Raw genomic sequence first — 16,586 nt, 5'->3', positions numbered from 1 at the left:
CTGTTCTAGATAAGGAGTCATGAATGCTCCCCCGTGCTCATAGATAAGCAATAGAATCTATGGGAAACGGGGGATTATTGTGTATGGAGATTAACGCTGTGTTTGAAGGAGGGGGAGTAAAAGGGATTTCTCTCGCTGGAGCAGTTGAAGCCACGGAAAGGGCGGGGCGAACCTTTAAAAAGGTCGCTGGAACCTCCTCAGGCGCAATTGTAGCGACTTTACTGGCTGCGGGTTATGAAGGCGAGGAAATGAGTCGGATGATCCAAGGAACTTCTTTTTCATCGTTTATGAAGCGAGCTCCCATCTATAATACGGCTTGGGTAGGTCCTGCACTGCGAGTGTTATTGAAGAAGGGATTGTATTCGGGTGAAGCCTTGGAATCGTGGATGAGATCGCTTTTGCTAAAAAAGGGAATTATCACTTTTCGTGATCTGCCTCCAGGCAAACTATCTATAATTGCTTCTGACATTACCAATGGCCGGATATTGGTCTTACCAGATGGATTGGAACAGTATGGAATCTCTCCTGAACATTTTGAGGTGGCTAAGGCTGTGCGTATGAGCTGCAGTATTCCTTATTTTTTTGATCCAGTGATGCTCAGGTTAAATGGACAGTCTGCTAGAGGGAAGTCTTTTATTGAGCAATTTGTATACGTTGTGGATGGAGGATTATTAAGCAATTTTCCTTTATGGCTATTTGACGGGATGAATGAGAATAGTAAAGTGACGGGGAAAAGAATCCCTACGGTAGGGTATCAAACAGTAGGTAAAACCGACCCGCAGCCCCACAGGATTAGGGGGCCGTTCAGTATGCTGCAAGCTATGGTAAGCACCATGCTGTCTGCTCATGATGAGAAATATATTGAAGATGATAAATATGTCCGCACGGTAACCATCCCAACGCTTGGTATCGGCACGACCCAATTTAATATTACGAAGATGCAAAGCGACGAATTGTATGCCGCCGGACTGAAGGCAGGGGAAGACTTCTTTAAGGAGTGGCGCCCCAGATAACAAGCAAGCTTTATAATATCAGAAAAAAAGCATCCCGCACGTTATTTTGAAACGTGGAGATGCTTTTTGGTGTTTGTTTTTATTTAGTTAATGGTACTTCGGAAGCTGATCATCGTTTTTCCCTTTATTTCCTTCGATGACTTGGAAGGGATAACTTTTACGTTTGCCTGGTACTGCTTGAGTCTTGCGAATCCCAGCAACCTTGGTCATGGTTTTCTGCGAAGGTTTGACTTTGATTCTAGATCCATTACTGCTGCGAGCGTATTTCCCTGGTCCCATTTTGTAAGCATAATAGATAATCGCTAACAGTACTAAGGGGAGAATCAGCTTCGACAGCGTATAGAAAGGCTCAGTCAAGACTCCAATCACAAAACCGAATATTGCAAGAATTACTGAAATCCAAAAAATTAAAGCATGCCTGATCATAGGACACTCATCCTTTCGCAGGATCCAATATGCCGCCTGACACACTTGCCTCCGTATATCCTCTGGCTTCAATCTCTGCATCAAGCTCACGCATACGATTGAAAGAGGCGATGGATACTTCTACCTGATCATCCTTTGGTTCTTTGGTAGTGAGCAGCTGCAGCCATAGTCCAGGGTATCCCAAGTATTTGAGACCTGGAATTTCTCTTACTGCGTTGGTACCCTTCAGAACCTCAAACGAAACACCGATTACGACAGGCAGCAGAATAATCCGTTGGATCACACGTTCCCAAAGATTATCCCAGGGTACTACGGAGTAAATAATAACGCCGAGGATAATCGTCAGCATCATAAAACTGCTTCCGCAGCGGTAATGCAGACGGCTGTATTTCTGAACGTTCTGGACAGTCAGCTCTTCACCTGCTTCAAAGGCGCTGATGACTTTGTGTTCCGCACCGTGATACTGGAATAGCCGCTTGATCACAGGTGTTTGCGAAATCGCCCATAAATAGACCAGCAAGAGAACCATTTTAATGCCGCCTTCTATGAGGTTGTGCAGTACATAGTTATCAAATGCATTCTTGAATAAAAAATCTTCGACAAATACTGGTACAAGCGTAAAAATGAGCTTTCCGAATAAGAAGGAGAGAATACCCATTACAGCAACGCCAAAAATCATTCCGAGGCTCCAGCCTTCGTCCTTTTTCTTCGGCTTAGCTTTCTCTTTCGCCAGTTCTTCGGGTTCCAATTCATCTTCGGCATAGGATTCAGCCGAATAGTTCAAGTGCTTAGAGCCTTTGGCGCTGGCATCTATAATACTGACAAGGCCGCGAAGCAGCGGAATCTTGCGCAGTTTAGTGACCCAGCTCTTATCGCTTCTTGGCACCTCCAAAAATGTAATCTCCTGATTCTTTCGTCGCACGGCTGTTACATTAATATGCTTGCCGCCGAACATGACGCCTTCAATGACGGCTTGGCCGCCATAGCTGGGAGTTTCCTGGGACAACCAATTCACCTTCCCGTAATTAATATGATTTATATAATACATTGTAACTAATTTTTGAAGACATTACTAGTTGGATCGCCTTTTGCTGCACATACTACCTTATATGGACAAGGAGAGACAAATCGTTATTAAAAATACGGAAAGAGAGGCAATTCTATGAGCAAATCACATCAACAACAATCAGATCATACTAATATTTGGTTTTTTGCGCTCGAATTAGGTTTTTTCGCAGGTTTGATTTGGGGAGGGCTGCACTGGTTAATCTACTGGTTCAGCTTTACCAAGGTTAGTCCTGGTTATTTAGCAGAGCCGTTTTTTAAACATACTTTTCTGACAACAATGTATGGACATCTCGTGGGTTATTTGTTTTTCATCTTATTTTCAGTGATAGCCTCACTGCTATATGTGCTTATTCTGCGCAATCTGAAGGGACCTTGGCCAGGATTGGTTTATGGTGTTTTGTGGTGGGTAGTTATATTTATTCCCGGCTCGCAAATGTTTCTTATGCAGCCGCCTTTTAAGCTGCCGTGGAACACTGTGATTAGTGAGTTCTGCCTTTTTTTACTTTGGGGGATGTTCATTGGATACACAGCGGCGATTGAGTATACCGACGAACGAAAGCGTGAGCAAGCGACTGCACTTGCCTAACGGCTCGAAAAAACTTCTCAAGGGGATATCCCTATGTTAAAATACAATGTGGCTATTTCGAGAGGAGAATGAAAATGGGTAACGAGCGCGTCTCCAAGCTGCGTAAGGTTTTGCAGGATAAAGGATTGGAAGCAATGTTGATAACCAGCGGTTATAACCGCCGCTATTTAAGTGGATTTACCGGATCGTCCGGTTATGTATTGGTGACAAGCGATGATTGTTATCTGCTAACTGACTTCAGGTACATGACACAGGCTGCGGATCAAGCGGTAGGAGTTAAGGTTGTAGAGCATGGTCCTAAATTTATTGATACAGTACGCGAGTTGCTGCCAACAGGCAGTGAGGTACGTGTTGGTTTCGAACAGGATGATGTCTCATTCAGCGCTTATACCTCATATGCGGAAGCCCTTAAGCCGGCAGTGTTAGTTCCAGTTTCCAAAGCCGTGGAAGACCTCCGTATGTTCAAGGATGCTGAAGAGCTTGCTGTTATGCAACGTGCAGCTGATCTGGCTGATGCTACATTCAATCATATTCTGAATGTGATCAAACCAGGCATGACTGAAAGAGACGTCGATTTGGAAATGGAATTCTATATGCGTACCCACGGGGCAACTGCGTCATCGTTTGATACGATTGTTGCTTCAGGTGAACGTTCGTCCATGCCGCATGGCGTAGCAAGCAGCCGTGTAATTCAAGGTAATGAATTTATTACGCTTGATTTCGGTGCATTACTCGATGGATACTGCTCAGATGTGACTCGTACCATTGCACTCGGAGCTCCAGATCCGAAGCTGAAAGAAATCTATGATATTGTGCTGGAAGCTCAGCTACATACGTTGGCACATATCAAACCGGGTATGACTGGACGGGAATGTGATGCACTGGCACGTGATATCATCGCTAGCTACGGATATGGTGATCAATTTGGACATAGCACGGGTCATGGACTTGGAATGGAAGTTCATGAATGGCCGCGTTTGTCCAAGCTGAGTGACGATATCATGCAGCCGGGAATGGTCGTTACTGTAGAACCAGGTATCTATTTGCCGGGGATTGGCGGAGTACGTATTGAAGACGATATTGTGATCACCGAGAGCGGAATATCGCTGCTGACCCATTCGTCCAAAGAATATACAGTACTGTAAGTAAGAAAAGTAGTAGTTTAATTATCGAATTCAGGAGGGATTTTTAGTGATTTCAGTAAACGATTTTAAGACAGGCTTGACCGTAGAGGTGGACGGTGATATTTTTACCGTTCTTGATTTCCAGCACGTTAAACCAGGTAAAGGTGCAGCGTTCGTTCGCTCTAAGCTGAAAAACCTGCGCAATGGTAACACTGTTGAGCGTACTTTCCGTGCTGGTGAAACTATTGGCCGTGCTATTATTGAGAACCGTGGCGTGCAATATTTGTATGCAAGCGGATCGGAGCATGCTTTCATGGACAACGAAACTTATGACCAATTCGAATTGTCCAGCAAGCAGCTTGAATGGGAATTGAACTTCCTTAAAGAGAACATGACTGTAAACATCATCAGTTACCAAGGTGAAATCCTTGGGATTAACCTGCCTACCAGCGTAGAGCTGAAGGTTGTTGAAACTGAGCCAGGTGTGAAGGGAAATACTGCTCAAGGCGCTACTAAATCGGCCAAGCTTGAAACAGGTCATTCTGTACAAGTTCCTCTGTTCATCAATGAAGGAGATGTGCTGCTTATTGATACTCGCGAAGGTAAATATATCTCCCGCGCGTAGGAAGCATCATACTTGCCGAACTTATAACCAATCAGCCTCCCCCGTTATTACGGTGGGGGGTTTTTGGTATATAAACGAGGATGCATGAGGAACAGTATGGGTGTGGAATGTTATACTTACGAATTAAAGGATTAGAAGGAGGCGCATATGAGAAAATTAATTATATCTGAGTTCATATCCCTTGATGGTGTTATGGAAAATCCACAATGGACCTTCTCATTCGGAAGTGAAGAACAGGAGCATTTCAAATTTGCTGAACTGAAAGCTGCTGACGCTCTAATGTTAGGACGGACAACCTACGAAGGTTTTGCAGAGGCTTGGCCAAATATGGTTGAGCAGACAGGTGAGTACGGTGAAATGATGAATGGATACGCTAAGTACGTAGTCTCCACAACTCTCGAACAAACAACATGGAGCAATTCAAGCTTGCTCAAGGGCGATCTTGTTCAAGAGGTGTCCAAGCTGAAAGAACAGCCGGGGAGAGATATTCTCGTTTTTGGCAGTCGTACGCTTGCGCAGAGCCTGATGCAGCTTGGCCTTGTCGATGAATATCAGCTTCTGGTCTTCCCGATTCTGCTGGGTAGCGGTCAGCGCCTGTTCGATAACGTTGGTGAAGAGAAGACGTTGGAGCTAGTGGACTCCAAAAGATTCAGTTCTGGAGTGATGGCCTTGACTTATCGACCAGCTTCTCAATAAAAAACTGGAAGACGAGTGAAATGAGGTCAGCTAGTGTCTTGAAGCTGACCTTATCTTTTTGTTAGCTTCTGGAAAATCAATAATTTTTTAATGAAATCATTAACGCATTACGCTATTTTCGTATTATACTGGTTTAAAGCGGGAAACCGATTAGAAGCAACTACATAGACCGATATGGGGAGTGAGTGGGACTTTGTCACTTTATGTTATGAAATTCGGAGGCAGCTCCGTCGGCGACACAGAACGCATGCAACGTGTTGCCAAGCGCATCGCAGACAAGCAGGATGAGGGACATCGCTGCGTTGTAGTTGTATCTGCTATGGGGGATACAACAGATGATTTGATCGATACGGCGAAGCAATTAAACGGGCAGCCGCCTGCACGTGAAATGGATATGCTGATGACAACAGGAGAGCAGATTTCCGTTGCTCTTTTGTCCATAGCTCTTCATGGGATCGGGCGGAATGCAGTATCTTATACAGGATGGCAGGCCGGGTTCCGTACAGACGAAACCCACGGTAGAGCTCGTATCAATGATATTGATCCACACCGTGTAGTAGCGTCTTTGGAACGCGAACAGATCGTTATCGTTGCCGGTTTCCAAGGGATGACTTTGGATGGTGAGATCACTACCCTGGGCCGCGGAGGATCGGACACGACAGCTGTAGCCCTTGCGGCTGCTATTCAAGCAGATGTATGTGAGATTTATACCGACGTTGATGGTATCTATTCTACAGATCCACGCATTGTGAAAACAGCCCGCAAGCTGAACGAAATCTCATACGATGAGATGCTAGAGCTTGCCAATCTGGGAGCGGCGGTACTACATCCGCGTGCAGTGGAGTATGCTAAGCGTCATCAAGTTAAGCTGGTCGTTAGATCGAGCTTTAATCATAATGAAGGTACTGTTGTGAAGGAGGAAGCAAGCATGGAGCAAGGTGTCGTAGTTAGTGGGATTGCTTATGATAAGAATGTAGCGCGTGTCAGTATTCTAGGAGTACCTGATGTACCGGGTGTACTCGCTCAAGTCTTCGGCAAGCTGGCTGAAGAAGGCGTAAACGTAGATATCATTGTGCAAAGTGGTGTGCAGAATGAACAGGCTGACTTCTCATTTACAGTTTCACTTGATGAACTGGATCGTGCGAAGGAAGTCATTAAAGAAATCCATAAAACTTTACCTTACCGTGAAGTAACGTCCGAGGATAACCTTGTGAAGGTTTCTATTGTTGGTGCGGGTATGGTTAGCCATCCTGGTGTTGCAGCTCAAATGTTTGATGTACTCTCCCAAGAGGGCGTAAGCATTAAGATGGTCAGCACGTCAGAAATTAAGGTTTCTTGTGTAATCGAATCCGGTAATTTGCCATCGATCATTCAGGCGCTTCACACCGCTTATAATCTGGATACAACTGAGCAGGCCTTTGTTGGTGGTCCTAAGGATCGTCGTTAAGAGCCGTTCAATCAATAAAAAGGGAGATCCTACAGCTATTTAGCTACGGGGTCTCCTTTTTGGGCATCCCGCTATAAATGAAAAGGAACGCTGCAGGTTTGAATGCAGCGTTCCTTTTTACATCTATATGGGTATTTATCCTAAACGTCTAAATCGGCCTAGAATTTCAACAGTCTCGAGTACATTGACGAAAGAGCTTGGATCCGTCTCAAGGATAGTCTTACGCAGCTCTGAAAGCTCATAGCGGGTCGTTACGGTCATCAGCATTGTATTGCCCTCGTGACTGTAGCCGCCCTCTGCGTTGACTACTGTGATGCCATGAGGCAGCTCTCTAAGACGATTCAGCATTTTATCCCGTTCCTTGGTAACAATGAAGCAGGTTAGCTTAACATGACGAATATGAATCATATCAACCACTCTGCTTTTCACAAAAATACAGAGCATAGCGTATAAGGCTGAGTCCCAGCTTTTAAAGAAGCCTAAACTCAGAATAACGAGCCCATCCATTACGAAGAGTACATTCCCAATAGGAATATCCCGCTTACGTGTAATAATCGAGCCTAATATATCAAATCCTCCAGATGAACCCCCGGCACGGAGAGAAAATCCAACCCCGCCAGCAATAATTACGCCGCCAAAAATACTAGCCAAAATCGGGTCTTTGGTCACTTTCAACGCAGGAATAATTGTCATGAACCAGGTGGTAGCTAAAACGGAAAGCATGCTTAGTAAGATGTACTTTTTCCCCACTGCAATAAATCCCCAGATCAGAACAGGAAGGTTTATCGCAAAATAAATGATTGAGATGTACTTCGGATTAGTTACATACCCGATGACTGAAGCCACCCCTGCTACCCCGCCGCTTAGCAGTTGATGAGGAATTAGAAATAATCTCATCCCTGCGGCGACTAAAAAAGCTGAAAAAATAATGATTGCCGCTTCTCTTACTGGTCTGACTACGGACCGCATGCTGAGCGGTAGCCCGTAATTTCGTACGTGCATGACACAAATCCCCTCTTTTTCTTATGTCTTTTTAGTTTGCCTTTTTTTGAAAATATAAACTCACTATATTTCCAATTAAAAAGGATACCACAGATGAAGGCGTTCGTAAAAATTATTTTATCGTACTGATTATATTTATTTATGAACCCACTCACTATGAATTCTTTCACAGTCTGATCTGCAAATCTGTCATTTCTCATTGTCTAAAGTGAAAAAGCCACGCATATCCATGAATAATAGAAAGCTAAACAAGCCTCAGATCTCTTTTGGTATGAATGAATTAGTAAAAGGAGTGGAGTAGATTGGACAAGTATGTAAGCTGGATGGCGACTCTGCGGTTGTTCTCGGGCAGTGCAGAGATTATAGCTGCGCTGATAATGCTCAGATTAAATCAGGTCGATAAGGCGCTGGCTGTCAATTCTGGACTGGCTTTGGTAGGCCCGACCATATTGATATTGACGACAGCTATTGGTCTGACTGGGATGGCACAGCAGCTGTCATGGAGCAAATTAGGCTGGGTGGGCTGCGGTGTAGCCTTTCTCTTAATCGGGATTTTGAAAAAATGATAGATGATAGGCATATTGGGCGCGTACAAGCATAAATATGGAATAAAGCAATTAAGTAGAGGACAGCTTGGGGGTACTTTGTATGGCAGATGATTGGCTGCAATTGTTTCCTGAAAAAGTAAGAGCGCTGTTAAAGTGCCTTCCCCTTCCGCTGCTAGGAATGGTGGAGGAGATTCGTGTCCGTGAAGGTCGTCCGCTGGAAATTAACTACTCTGGTAAATATCACTTTCTAAGAGTGAATGGCAGTTTGACGCAGAGGCCTGAAGAAGCTTACAAGCCGGATCGGGAAGACACTCATCGACTGCTAGACCTGATCAGCAACCATTCGCTATATACGATGGAAGAAGAGCTGAGAAAAGGATTTATTACGATTCCCGGCGGTCATCGGATAGGACTTGCTGGTCGGACAGTGCTGAGTGGCGGAGGTGTAGAGCATCTTCGTGATATCACTGGCTTTAATGTCCGTATTGCTCGAGAAGTACCTGGAATCGCAGATGGAGTGCTGCCTTATTTACTGGACAAGGGGCGGCAGCGAATGATGCACACCTTGATTCTCTCCCCTCCACAACATGGCAAGACTACCCTGCTCCGCGATCTTGCAAGACAAATCTCCTTAGGGGAATTGGGCAAGCGCGAAGGGATTAGACCGGGGCTGAAGGTGGGAATTGTTGACGAACGGTCTGAAATTGCTGGCAGCCGGCGTGGTGTTCCCGCTTTTGACGTGGGTCCGCGGACTGATGTTCTTGATGGCTGTCCCAAGGCAGAAGGCATGATGATGATGATCCGGTCGCTATCGCCAGATGTATTAATCGCGGATGAGATTGGGCGTCCTGAAGATGCCGAAGCAGTTACCGAGGCCCTGCATGCCGGAATATCTGTCATTGCTTCCGCTCACGGAAAAGATGTAACAGAGTTGGCTCGTAGGCCGGGTCTTGGAGGACTGCTGGAACAAAAGATGTTCGAGAGATATGTCATACTCCATCGTTCAGAAGCAGGCCTCACGTTTCGTATTCTGGATGGCCAGAAAAGAGGAATGCTGCTTATCTCTCCCGGGGATCGACTAGGTGGTGATTTGCATGCTTAAGCTGTTCGGTGCTGTGCTCATTGTGGTGGCTGGTACGCTTGCAGGTCTCCAGTTTGCTCGTCAATATGCAGACAGGCCCAGACATATCAGAGGTTTAATAGCAGCACTACAGCGGTTGGAAACAGAGATCATGTACGGCTTCACCCCACTGCCGGAAGCCATGCGGCGGATTGGGAATCAGTCGAAGGACCCGCTGAAATCGTTGTTTGTCAAAACAGCGGAGGAGATGAGCCCTCCCTATGACAGAAGCGCCCAGGATGCCATCCAGCGGGCGATGGAAGCATATTGGAAGTCTACCGCTATGAAGGGGACAGAAAGAGAGATTCTTCGCCAGCTCAGCTGTACTCTCGGCACAAGCGATAGGTCGAATCAGAGCACTCATATCGCGTTAGCATTGCAGCAATTGAAGCAGGAGGAGTCGGTGGCCAGAGAGGATCAAGGCAAATATGAAAAGTTAAGTAAAAGCCTGGGTCTGCTGCTTGGAGTACTGATCGTCATTTTGATCTTTTAGCGAGGTGCCAGGAATGAATATTGAAGTCAATGCGATTTTTCAAATTGCCGGCATTGGCATAATTATCGCCATGATACACACGGTGCTCAAACAGATGGGAAAAGAGGATTTCGCACATTGGGTCACCGTGATCGGGTTCGTAGTCGTGCTGTTCATGGTGATTCGTATGCTGGACGGGTTGCTGCAGGAAATAAAAACGATCTTTCTTTTTCAATAGGCGTGCCATGGAGATTATTCAAGTTGTTGGGATTGGGCTGATATCGACCATATTGATTCTCGTACTGAAGGAACAAAAACCGATGTTCGCCTTCCTTCTTGCTACTACAACAGGAATTCTAATTTTTATGTTTCTCATCGGCAAGATCGGAATGATCCTCTCTACACTGGAGCGGGTGGCTGAGTCATCGGGGATGGAAATGATTTATTTGAAGACTGTTTTCAAAATCATCGGCATTTCCTATATCGCGGAGTTCGGTGCACAGATTGTACGAGATGCCGGTCAGGAATCGATTGCTTCCAAAATAGAACTCGCCGGCAAAGTGCTAATTATGGTACTAGCCGTACCCATCATCAGCATCATTATCGAAACCGTCATGAAACTACTGCCTGCTTAAAGCAATCGTAAAGAGAGCTGAGCAACGAATCGGGAGGAGAAATTATGCAAGAGCGCAGTGTTTTCCGTCCTCCAAAACTAAAAATAATACTGCTGCTGCTTCCATTCTTTTTCATTCTATGGTTTGCAGGTACAGCTCAGAGTGTGCAAGCTTCCTCAACACCAGAATCCGGCAGTTCCTCCCCGGTAGACCAGTGGGTCAAGAGCCAGGTGAATAATTTGCCAAAAGATAAAGTCGAGTCGTACTGGGATCAGCTGATGAAGGATTATGGTGGTTTTTTCCCGGACGGGGCCACACCCACGCTAATGGACATGCTGCTTCCAGGAGATAAGGGGCTCAGCTTGAAGGGTGTGTTATCTGGGCTTCTAGGCTTTATGTGGCATGAGGTGCTGTACAACGGAAAGCTGCTCGTGACGATTGTGATGATCAGTGTGCTCAGCATGATTCTGGAGACGCTGCAAACCGCTTTTGAGCGAAAAACGGTCAGTAAGGTCGCTTATACGCTCTGTTATATGGTGGTGCTGGTAATTGCTGTGAACAGCTTCAATATCGCTATTGGTTATGCAAAGGATGCTATCGATCGGATGATCGATTTCATGATGGCGATGATTCCACTGCTGTTCGCGCTGCTGGCTTCGATGGGGAATATCGTTACGGTCTCCGTCACCCATCCGTTAATTGTTTTTATGATTCATACGGTTGGCACCATGATCCACACCCTTGTTTTTCCGCTTCTGTTCTTCTCGGCTGTGCTGCATCTGGTCAGCGCATTGTCGGAGAAATATAAACTAACGCAGCTGGCTAATCTGCTGCGAAACATCGGTGCTGGATTGTTAGGTGTACTGCTAACTGTGTTCCTAGGTGTAATTTCCGTTCGAGGGATAACAAGCTCAGTAACGGATGGGGTCACCATTCGGGCCGCTAAATATATTACAGGGAATTTTGTTCCGGTCATCGGCAAAATGTTCGCGGATGCCACAGACACAGTAATCTCAGCTTCACTGCTGGTGAAGAATGCGATCGGGTTATCGGGTGTCATTATCATATTGTTCCTGTGTGCTTTTCCGGCAATCAAAATCCTGGTGCTTGCCCTTATCTACAATATAGCCGCCGCTGTGATGCAGCCGCTGGGAGAGACGCCGATTGTGGTCTGTCTCCAGACGATTGGAAAAAGCATGGTATACGTGTTCGCTGCTTTGGCTGCTGTTTCCTTAATGTTTTTTATGGCGGTTACGATCATGCTGACTGCGGGCAATTTGACCGTGATGATGAGGTGAAGCAACCAAACTTTTAGGAGGGAAACCATGAGCTGGTTAGGCGGTTGGCTGCGGGAGATCATCCTGGTTGTGCTGTTGGCGTCATTTGTTGAATTGCTGCTCCCAAGCAAATCCATGGAGCGTTATGCAAGATTGGTGCTAAGTCTCCTAATCCTGCTCACGATGCTCAGCCCTATCGTCTCTCTCCTGAAGGGTGATGCAATCTCCGAACTGAGTGTCGCTATGGGACAGCAAGAGAAAGAGGGCGGTTTGTTCACTGGCGGAGGGAAGGGAGACCCATCCTTGGAACAGATTCTGGCAGATGGGCAAAAGCTTGCACAAGGCCGTCAGGAACAGAGTCTGCAGCTCGCTGCCGAAGAGGTGGCGGGTCAGATGAAAGAGCAGATTATCAGTGAGACCGGCAAACGCGGGGTTAATGTCACCGTAACGCTGGGCATGGGGAAGTCTGGCGGCACTGGTAACGAAGACATTCCTGTCATTTCCAATGTAAGGGTCTCTATGCCTCAGACAACGGCTAAGTCCCCTGGTACTTCCGGAGCTTCCAGCACAGCGACTACAGCACCCATTACAATCTCTCCTGTAGCACCTGTAGAAGTTAAAATTGGCGCTAGTCCGGCAGATAACGTAGAGAGTGAAGCAACATCATCAGCTGAACCTAATAAAGCAGTGAACGGAACTGTAGCTGAAGACAGCGCGTCCTCGAGTGAAATGGAGTCCATTGTAAAGCTGCTGGAACTGAAGTGGGATTTGGATCCCAAAGTCATTCAGGTGGATGGCAGCGTGGCTAGTAACGTCAAATCATGAGCTTGATGTTTCTAAGAAACTATAATTTTTAGGAGGGATGGGAGTGAGCAATTGGCTGAAAAAGCTTGAGCAGTGGGCTGGGGGTGGGGCCGGCAGTCCGAAGAGAAGCCATACCTTTCGCTGGCTGATCATTCTGGGTCTGCTGGGCGCAGCGATCATGCTATTCAATTCCTTCGTCAATGTGAAGAGGATTGATAACGAGAATACAGGGCGTGAGCCGCCGGTGAATCAGTCCTCTCAAACGGCGCTGGTGCAGAGTGATCCAACCACAACGACCAATTCGTTCGACAGCATCGAACTAGCGATGGAGAACCGGATGAAGGAAATTTTGGAGAAAATCGTTGGCGTCGGTACAGTCGATATCATGGTTACAGTGGAGTCTACAGAAGAAATTGTCGTGGTGCGTAATATGAATGACTCCCAACAGCTTAGTGAAGAGACGGATGCCAGTGGGGGGAAACGTCATACGACACAATATACGAGGGATGGCGAAATCGTAACCTACTCGCAATCAGGGGACGAGACACCCATCGTGACGAAGCGGATCAAACCTCAGGTACGCGGCGTACTGGTAGTTGCCAAAGGGGCAGAGAACAAGGTTGTTCGTGGACTTGTCGAGCAGGCTATAGAAAAAGGCTTGAATGTCCCGATCCAGCGCATTTCAGTAGTACCACGCAAACAAGAGTAGCAGGAGAAAGTCAATAAGTGAGTGCTTCCGAAGCAGCCACTAGATTAAATTTTAGGAGGAATTAGGAATGAACGGCAAAAGACAAACGATATGGTTGGTTTCTATGCTCAGCTTGATGGTGGTCCTCTCTGCATATTATTTATTCACTGAAGACTCAGGTGCTTCGATTCCAAAAGACACGGCTGGCACAATGCAGGTTGATTCCCTGAAAGATACAGCAGGTGCAGCGTTGCCAACGGTTGGCGACAAAGGTGTTGTTGTGAACGAAGTTGTTAGTCAAGGCGATGTTGTTGCCGATGAAGGCGTTGTAGATAGCACTACTGGCGCCGCTACTACGGACGACAGCGCTACTGCCGCCAAAACGGATGACAGTGCTGCTACCGCTAAAACGGATGATAGCACTACTACTGCTAAAACGGACGACAGTACAACTACAGCTGCTAAGGACGATAGCAGTAAAGCTGCCGCAAATAGCAGTGACTCAGAGAAGGCAACAACCGACACTGCTGCTAAAGATGCCGCCAAAACAGATACATCTGCTAAAGATACAGCCGCAAATACAACAACCAAGACTCCAGCCAAAAATGACAAAGAAATTCTCGATGAAGTAGCTTCTCAAAGTGTATCGGCGAGCAGTATGTTCACTAACTACCTTTATGAACGTGAGCAAAAGAATCTTAAGAACCAACAAGACTTGCTTGCTTTGATTAATGACATGGACAAAACACCTGCTGATAACGCAGTCGCTCAAGAACAACTTCTTAATCTTGAAGAAAAAGAATCCAAAATTACCGGTATTGAAGAACAGCTTCAACAAAAATATGGAGAAGCGATTGTAAAGGAAGAAGCTGGAGACAGCTACAAAGTAGTCGTTCTCAGCGACAAACTGGATGTAAAGCAAGCGGTTAGCATCGTGGATCTCGTAATGAAGGAACTGAGTGTATCTCAAGATAAAATTAGTGTACAATACGTTTCTGAGCAATAATAAGCTGTATAATTAAAAGAAAAATGACGAAAGAGCTCGGGTTGCCCCGGGCTCTTTCCATTTTTACCGATTGTGATATAATACATAAAGTTATCTTGTCCGCTTAAGAAGTGGCTTCGAGAGAAAGCTGAAGGAGTGAACTGATATATGTTCAAGTTGAGCGAAATTAAGGAATTGATTAAATTGCTGGACCAGACCTCCTCTGTACATGAGTTGGAGATCGAAAGCGAAGGAATGAAGCTTGCAATTCGCAAACCGGATCGCCCTGAAGCTGATGGAACAGCAGTACAGGCGACTCCTTATGCTGCCTATCCCTTTACGCCTGCCCCGCAGCCGCAGAGCGTACCGCAAGTATCCTATCCGGTAGTAGGTGAAGTTCCTCCAGCGCAGCAGCCACAAGCAGCTGCAGAAGGCAAACTACATAAAATTGTGTCTCCAATGGTGGGGACCTTTTATAGTGCCGCTTCTCCGGAAACGCCTTCGTTTGTTAATGTTGGAGACCGTGTAAGTGAAAAATCAACGGTTTGCATTATTGAGGCGATGAAACTGATGAATGAGCTGGAAGCGGAGATCAAAGGTGAAATCGTGTCTGTGCTTGCTGAGAACGGTCAGCTTGTAGAATACGGTCAACCACTATTCTTGGTTAAACCGGAATAAATACCGCAGACTACTTAAGGAGCGGAAGCTTCGCAAAACTTTGGGAGGAAACGCATGAACATTCAAAAAGTGTTGATTGCCAACCGCGGCGAAATCGCGGTCCGCATTATTAGGGCCTGCCGTGAACTGGGCATTTCCACCGTCGCGGTCTATTCGGAACCCGACCGGGATTCACTGCATGTCCGGTTGGCTGATGAAGCTTACTGCATCGGTCCGATGCCGGCCAAGGACAGCTATCTGAACTTTACAAATATTATGAGTGTAGCCACCTTAACGGAATGTGATGCCATCCATCCTGGCTATGGATTTTTAGCTGAAAATGCGGATTTTGCAGAGATTTGTGAATCTTGCAATATTATCTTCATAGGACCTTCTCCAGATGCCATAAACCGTATGGGTGACAAGGCTGTGGCGAAGGAAACCATGAAACTGGCTGGAGTTCCGATTATCCCGGGCTCAGATGGTCTTGTAGGCGATGTAGAGGAAGCTGTCATGCTGGGCCGCGATATTGGGTACCCAATCATCGTTAAGGCGACTGCAGGTGGCGGAGGTAAGGGAATACGAATTGCTGAGGACGAGGAATCTTTGGTGAAGCAGATTACTGCTGCACAACAGGAAGCACAAAAGGCGTTTGGTAACGCTGGTGTATATCTGGAGAAATTCCTAACAGGCATGAAGCATGTGGAGATTCAGATTATTGCAGATAAACATGGCAATGTAGTGCATTTAGGTGAACGGGACTGCTCCGTGCAGCGTCGTCGCCAAAAGCTGATTGAAGAGGCACCTTGTTCAGTGCTCACACCGGAAATTCGGGAAGCAATGGGTAATGCAGCAGTTCGAGCAGCACTTGCCGTGAATTATTCGGGAGCCGGAACACTTGAATTCCTGCTTGGACCGGACGGACAGTTCTACTTCATGGAGATGAATACCCGTATTCAGGTTGAACATCCAGTAACAGAAATGGTTACAGGTGTGGATTTGATTAAGGAAATGATCTCTGTAGCAGAAGGCAATCCGCTGTCATTCACTCAGGAAGATATCGTGATTAATGGCTGGTCCATTGAATGCCGTATAAATGCTGAAGATCCTGAGCGTAATTTCATGCCTTCACCAGGAAAAATCGGCTTTTATTTGCCACCAGGAGGCCTTGGCGTTCGTGTGGATAGTGCGGCGTACCCAGGATATACGATTTCCCCTTTCTATGATTCTATGATTGCAAAACTGATTGTATGGGCTCCTACACGTCAGGAAGCGATTGCGAAGATGAAGCGCGCCTTGGCTGAATTCGCCGTGGAAGGCATTCATACCACCATCCCTTTCCATCAGAAACTGTTGGAGCATCCTGTATTTTTGGATGGTAACTTTGACATTAAGTTTCTTGAAGAGTATGAAATTTAGGACGACTTCGGTTTG

20 protein-coding genes are annotated in these 16,586 nt (G+C 46.2%); 17 read left to right on the top strand and 3 right to left on the bottom strand.

The features are described 5' to 3' along the window. Positions 1-83: 83 nt before the first annotated feature. Positions 84-1,013, top strand: coding sequence for a patatin-like phospholipase family protein (locus tag MHB56_RS05940; protein ID WP_076129640.1), 930 nt, complete (start codon positions 84-86; stop codon positions 1,011-1,013). Between the two features lie 87 nt (positions 1,014-1,100). On the opposite strand, the gene MHB56_RS05935 is transcribed toward MHB56_RS05940, so the two are convergent. Both MHB56_RS05935 and MHB56_RS05930 read right to left on the bottom strand, forming a co-directional pair. Further along, the gene (locus tag MHB56_RS05935) at positions 1,101-1,439 is read right to left on the bottom strand and encodes a hypothetical protein (protein WP_076129641.1); all 339 of its coding nucleotides are present in this window, start codon (positions 1,437-1,439) and stop codon (positions 1,101-1,103) included. A gap of 7 nt (positions 1,440-1,446) precedes the next feature. Continuing rightward, on the bottom strand, positions 1,447-2,394 hold the full coding sequence (locus tag MHB56_RS05930) for a DUF1385 domain-containing protein (protein ID WP_094901946.1): 948 nt from the start codon (positions 2,392-2,394) through the stop codon (positions 1,447-1,449). A 207-nt stretch (positions 2,395-2,601) separates the two neighbouring features. Between MHB56_RS05930 and MHB56_RS05925 the strand changes: the two genes are divergently transcribed. The 5 genes from MHB56_RS05925 (at position 2,602) to MHB56_RS05905 (ending at position 6,985) form a co-directional block, all read left to right on the top strand. Next, positions 2,602-3,093 (top strand): YqhR family membrane protein, encoded by a 492-nt coding sequence (locus MHB56_RS05925; protein WP_341143373.1) that lies wholly within the window; start codon positions 2,602-2,604, stop codon positions 3,091-3,093. Positions 3,094-3,167: 74 nt separating this feature from the next. Beyond that, positions 3,168-4,238, top strand: coding sequence for a M24 family metallopeptidase (locus MHB56_RS05920; protein ID WP_036682862.1), 1,071 nt, complete (start codon positions 3,168-3,170; stop codon positions 4,236-4,238). A gap of 46 nt (positions 4,239-4,284) precedes the next feature. Next, positions 4,285-4,842, top strand: a complete 558-nt coding sequence (gene efp / locus MHB56_RS05915; protein WP_038572538.1) for an elongation factor P — start codon at positions 4,285-4,287, stop codon at positions 4,840-4,842. A 147-nt stretch (positions 4,843-4,989) separates the two neighbouring features. Continuing rightward, the gene (locus MHB56_RS05910) at positions 4,990-5,538 is read left to right on the top strand and encodes a dihydrofolate reductase family protein (RefSeq protein ID WP_280753398.1); all 549 of its coding nucleotides are present in this window, start codon (positions 4,990-4,992) and stop codon (positions 5,536-5,538) included. A gap of 193 nt (positions 5,539-5,731) precedes the next feature. Then, positions 5,732-6,985 (top strand): aspartate kinase, encoded by a 1,254-nt coding sequence (locus tag MHB56_RS05905; protein ID WP_036682855.1) that lies wholly within the window; start codon positions 5,732-5,734, stop codon positions 6,983-6,985. Between the two features lie 135 nt (positions 6,986-7,120). On the opposite strand, the gene MHB56_RS05900 is transcribed toward MHB56_RS05905, so the two are convergent. Next, positions 7,121-7,987: a YitT family protein gene (locus MHB56_RS05900; RefSeq protein ID WP_280753397.1), complete on the bottom strand. Its 867-nt coding sequence runs from the start codon at positions 7,985-7,987 to the stop codon at positions 7,121-7,123. Positions 7,988-8,289: 302 nt separating this feature from the next. Here MHB56_RS05900 and MHB56_RS05895 point away from each other — a divergent pair, with 302 nt between their 5' ends. The 11 genes from MHB56_RS05895 (at position 8,290) to accC (ending at position 16,571) form a co-directional block, all read left to right on the top strand. Further along, entirely contained in the window at positions 8,290-8,553 is a 264-nt protein-coding gene (locus tag MHB56_RS05895) for a YqhV family protein (RefSeq protein ID WP_371915730.1), read from the top strand. An 82-nt stretch (positions 8,554-8,635) separates the two neighbouring features. Further along, positions 8,636-9,637 carry a stage III sporulation protein AA gene (spoIIIAA, locus tag MHB56_RS05890; protein WP_076129644.1) on the top strand — a complete coding sequence of 334 codons (1,002 nt, stop codon included), beginning with the start codon at positions 8,636-8,638 and terminating at the stop codon, positions 9,635-9,637. Beyond that, positions 9,630-10,148 (top strand): stage III sporulation protein SpoIIIAB, encoded by a 519-nt coding sequence (spoIIIAB, locus tag MHB56_RS05885; RefSeq protein ID WP_076104383.1) that lies wholly within the window; start codon positions 9,630-9,632, stop codon positions 10,146-10,148. The genes spoIIIAA and spoIIIAB overlap by 8 nt, the downstream gene beginning before the upstream one ends. 13 nt (positions 10,149-10,161) lie before the next feature. Beyond that, the gene (gene spoIIIAC, locus MHB56_RS05880; protein ID WP_036682849.1) at positions 10,162-10,365 is read left to right on the top strand and encodes a stage III sporulation protein AC; all 204 of its coding nucleotides are present in this window, start codon (positions 10,162-10,164) and stop codon (positions 10,363-10,365) included. A 7-nt stretch (positions 10,366-10,372) separates the two neighbouring features. Next, the gene (gene spoIIIAD / locus MHB56_RS05875) at positions 10,373-10,762 is read left to right on the top strand and encodes a stage III sporulation protein AD (protein ID WP_036682847.1); all 390 of its coding nucleotides are present in this window, start codon (positions 10,373-10,375) and stop codon (positions 10,760-10,762) included. 44 nt (positions 10,763-10,806) lie between these two features. Then, entirely contained in the window at positions 10,807-12,039 is a 1,233-nt protein-coding gene (gene spoIIIAE, locus MHB56_RS05870; RefSeq protein WP_036682845.1) for a stage III sporulation protein AE, read from the top strand. A 27-nt stretch (positions 12,040-12,066) separates the two neighbouring features. Then, positions 12,067-12,843, top strand: a complete 777-nt coding sequence (spoIIIAF, locus tag MHB56_RS05865; protein ID WP_076184161.1) for a stage III sporulation protein AF — start codon at positions 12,067-12,069, stop codon at positions 12,841-12,843. Positions 12,844-12,886: 43 nt separating this feature from the next. Next, on the top strand, positions 12,887-13,531 hold the full coding sequence (spoIIIAG, locus tag MHB56_RS05860) for a stage III sporulation protein AG (protein ID WP_175617305.1): 645 nt from the start codon (positions 12,887-12,889) through the stop codon (positions 13,529-13,531). A 67-nt stretch (positions 13,532-13,598) separates the two neighbouring features. After that, positions 13,599-14,516, top strand: a complete 918-nt coding sequence (locus MHB56_RS05855; protein ID WP_036682837.1) for a SpoIIIAH-like family protein — start codon at positions 13,599-13,601, stop codon at positions 14,514-14,516. A gap of 147 nt (positions 14,517-14,663) precedes the next feature. Further along, positions 14,664-15,173, top strand: coding sequence for an acetyl-CoA carboxylase biotin carboxyl carrier protein (gene accB, locus MHB56_RS05850; protein ID WP_076098642.1), 510 nt, complete (start codon positions 14,664-14,666; stop codon positions 15,171-15,173). A 54-nt stretch (positions 15,174-15,227) separates the two neighbouring features. Beyond that, complete coding sequence (gene accC / locus MHB56_RS05845) at positions 15,228-16,571, top strand: acetyl-CoA carboxylase biotin carboxylase subunit (RefSeq protein ID WP_036682831.1); 1,344 nt, start codon at positions 15,228-15,230, stop codon at positions 16,569-16,571. Positions 16,572-16,586 lie beyond the last annotated feature (15 nt).

This window comes from Paenibacillus sp. FSL H8-0315 (assembly GCF_038005365.1).
Lineage (GTDB): Bacteria > Bacillota > Bacilli > Paenibacillales > Paenibacillaceae > Paenibacillus_AQ > Paenibacillus_AQ odorifer.
Note: the sequence above shows the minus strand (reverse complement) of the source record. Positions and strands in the feature narration are given on the sequence as shown.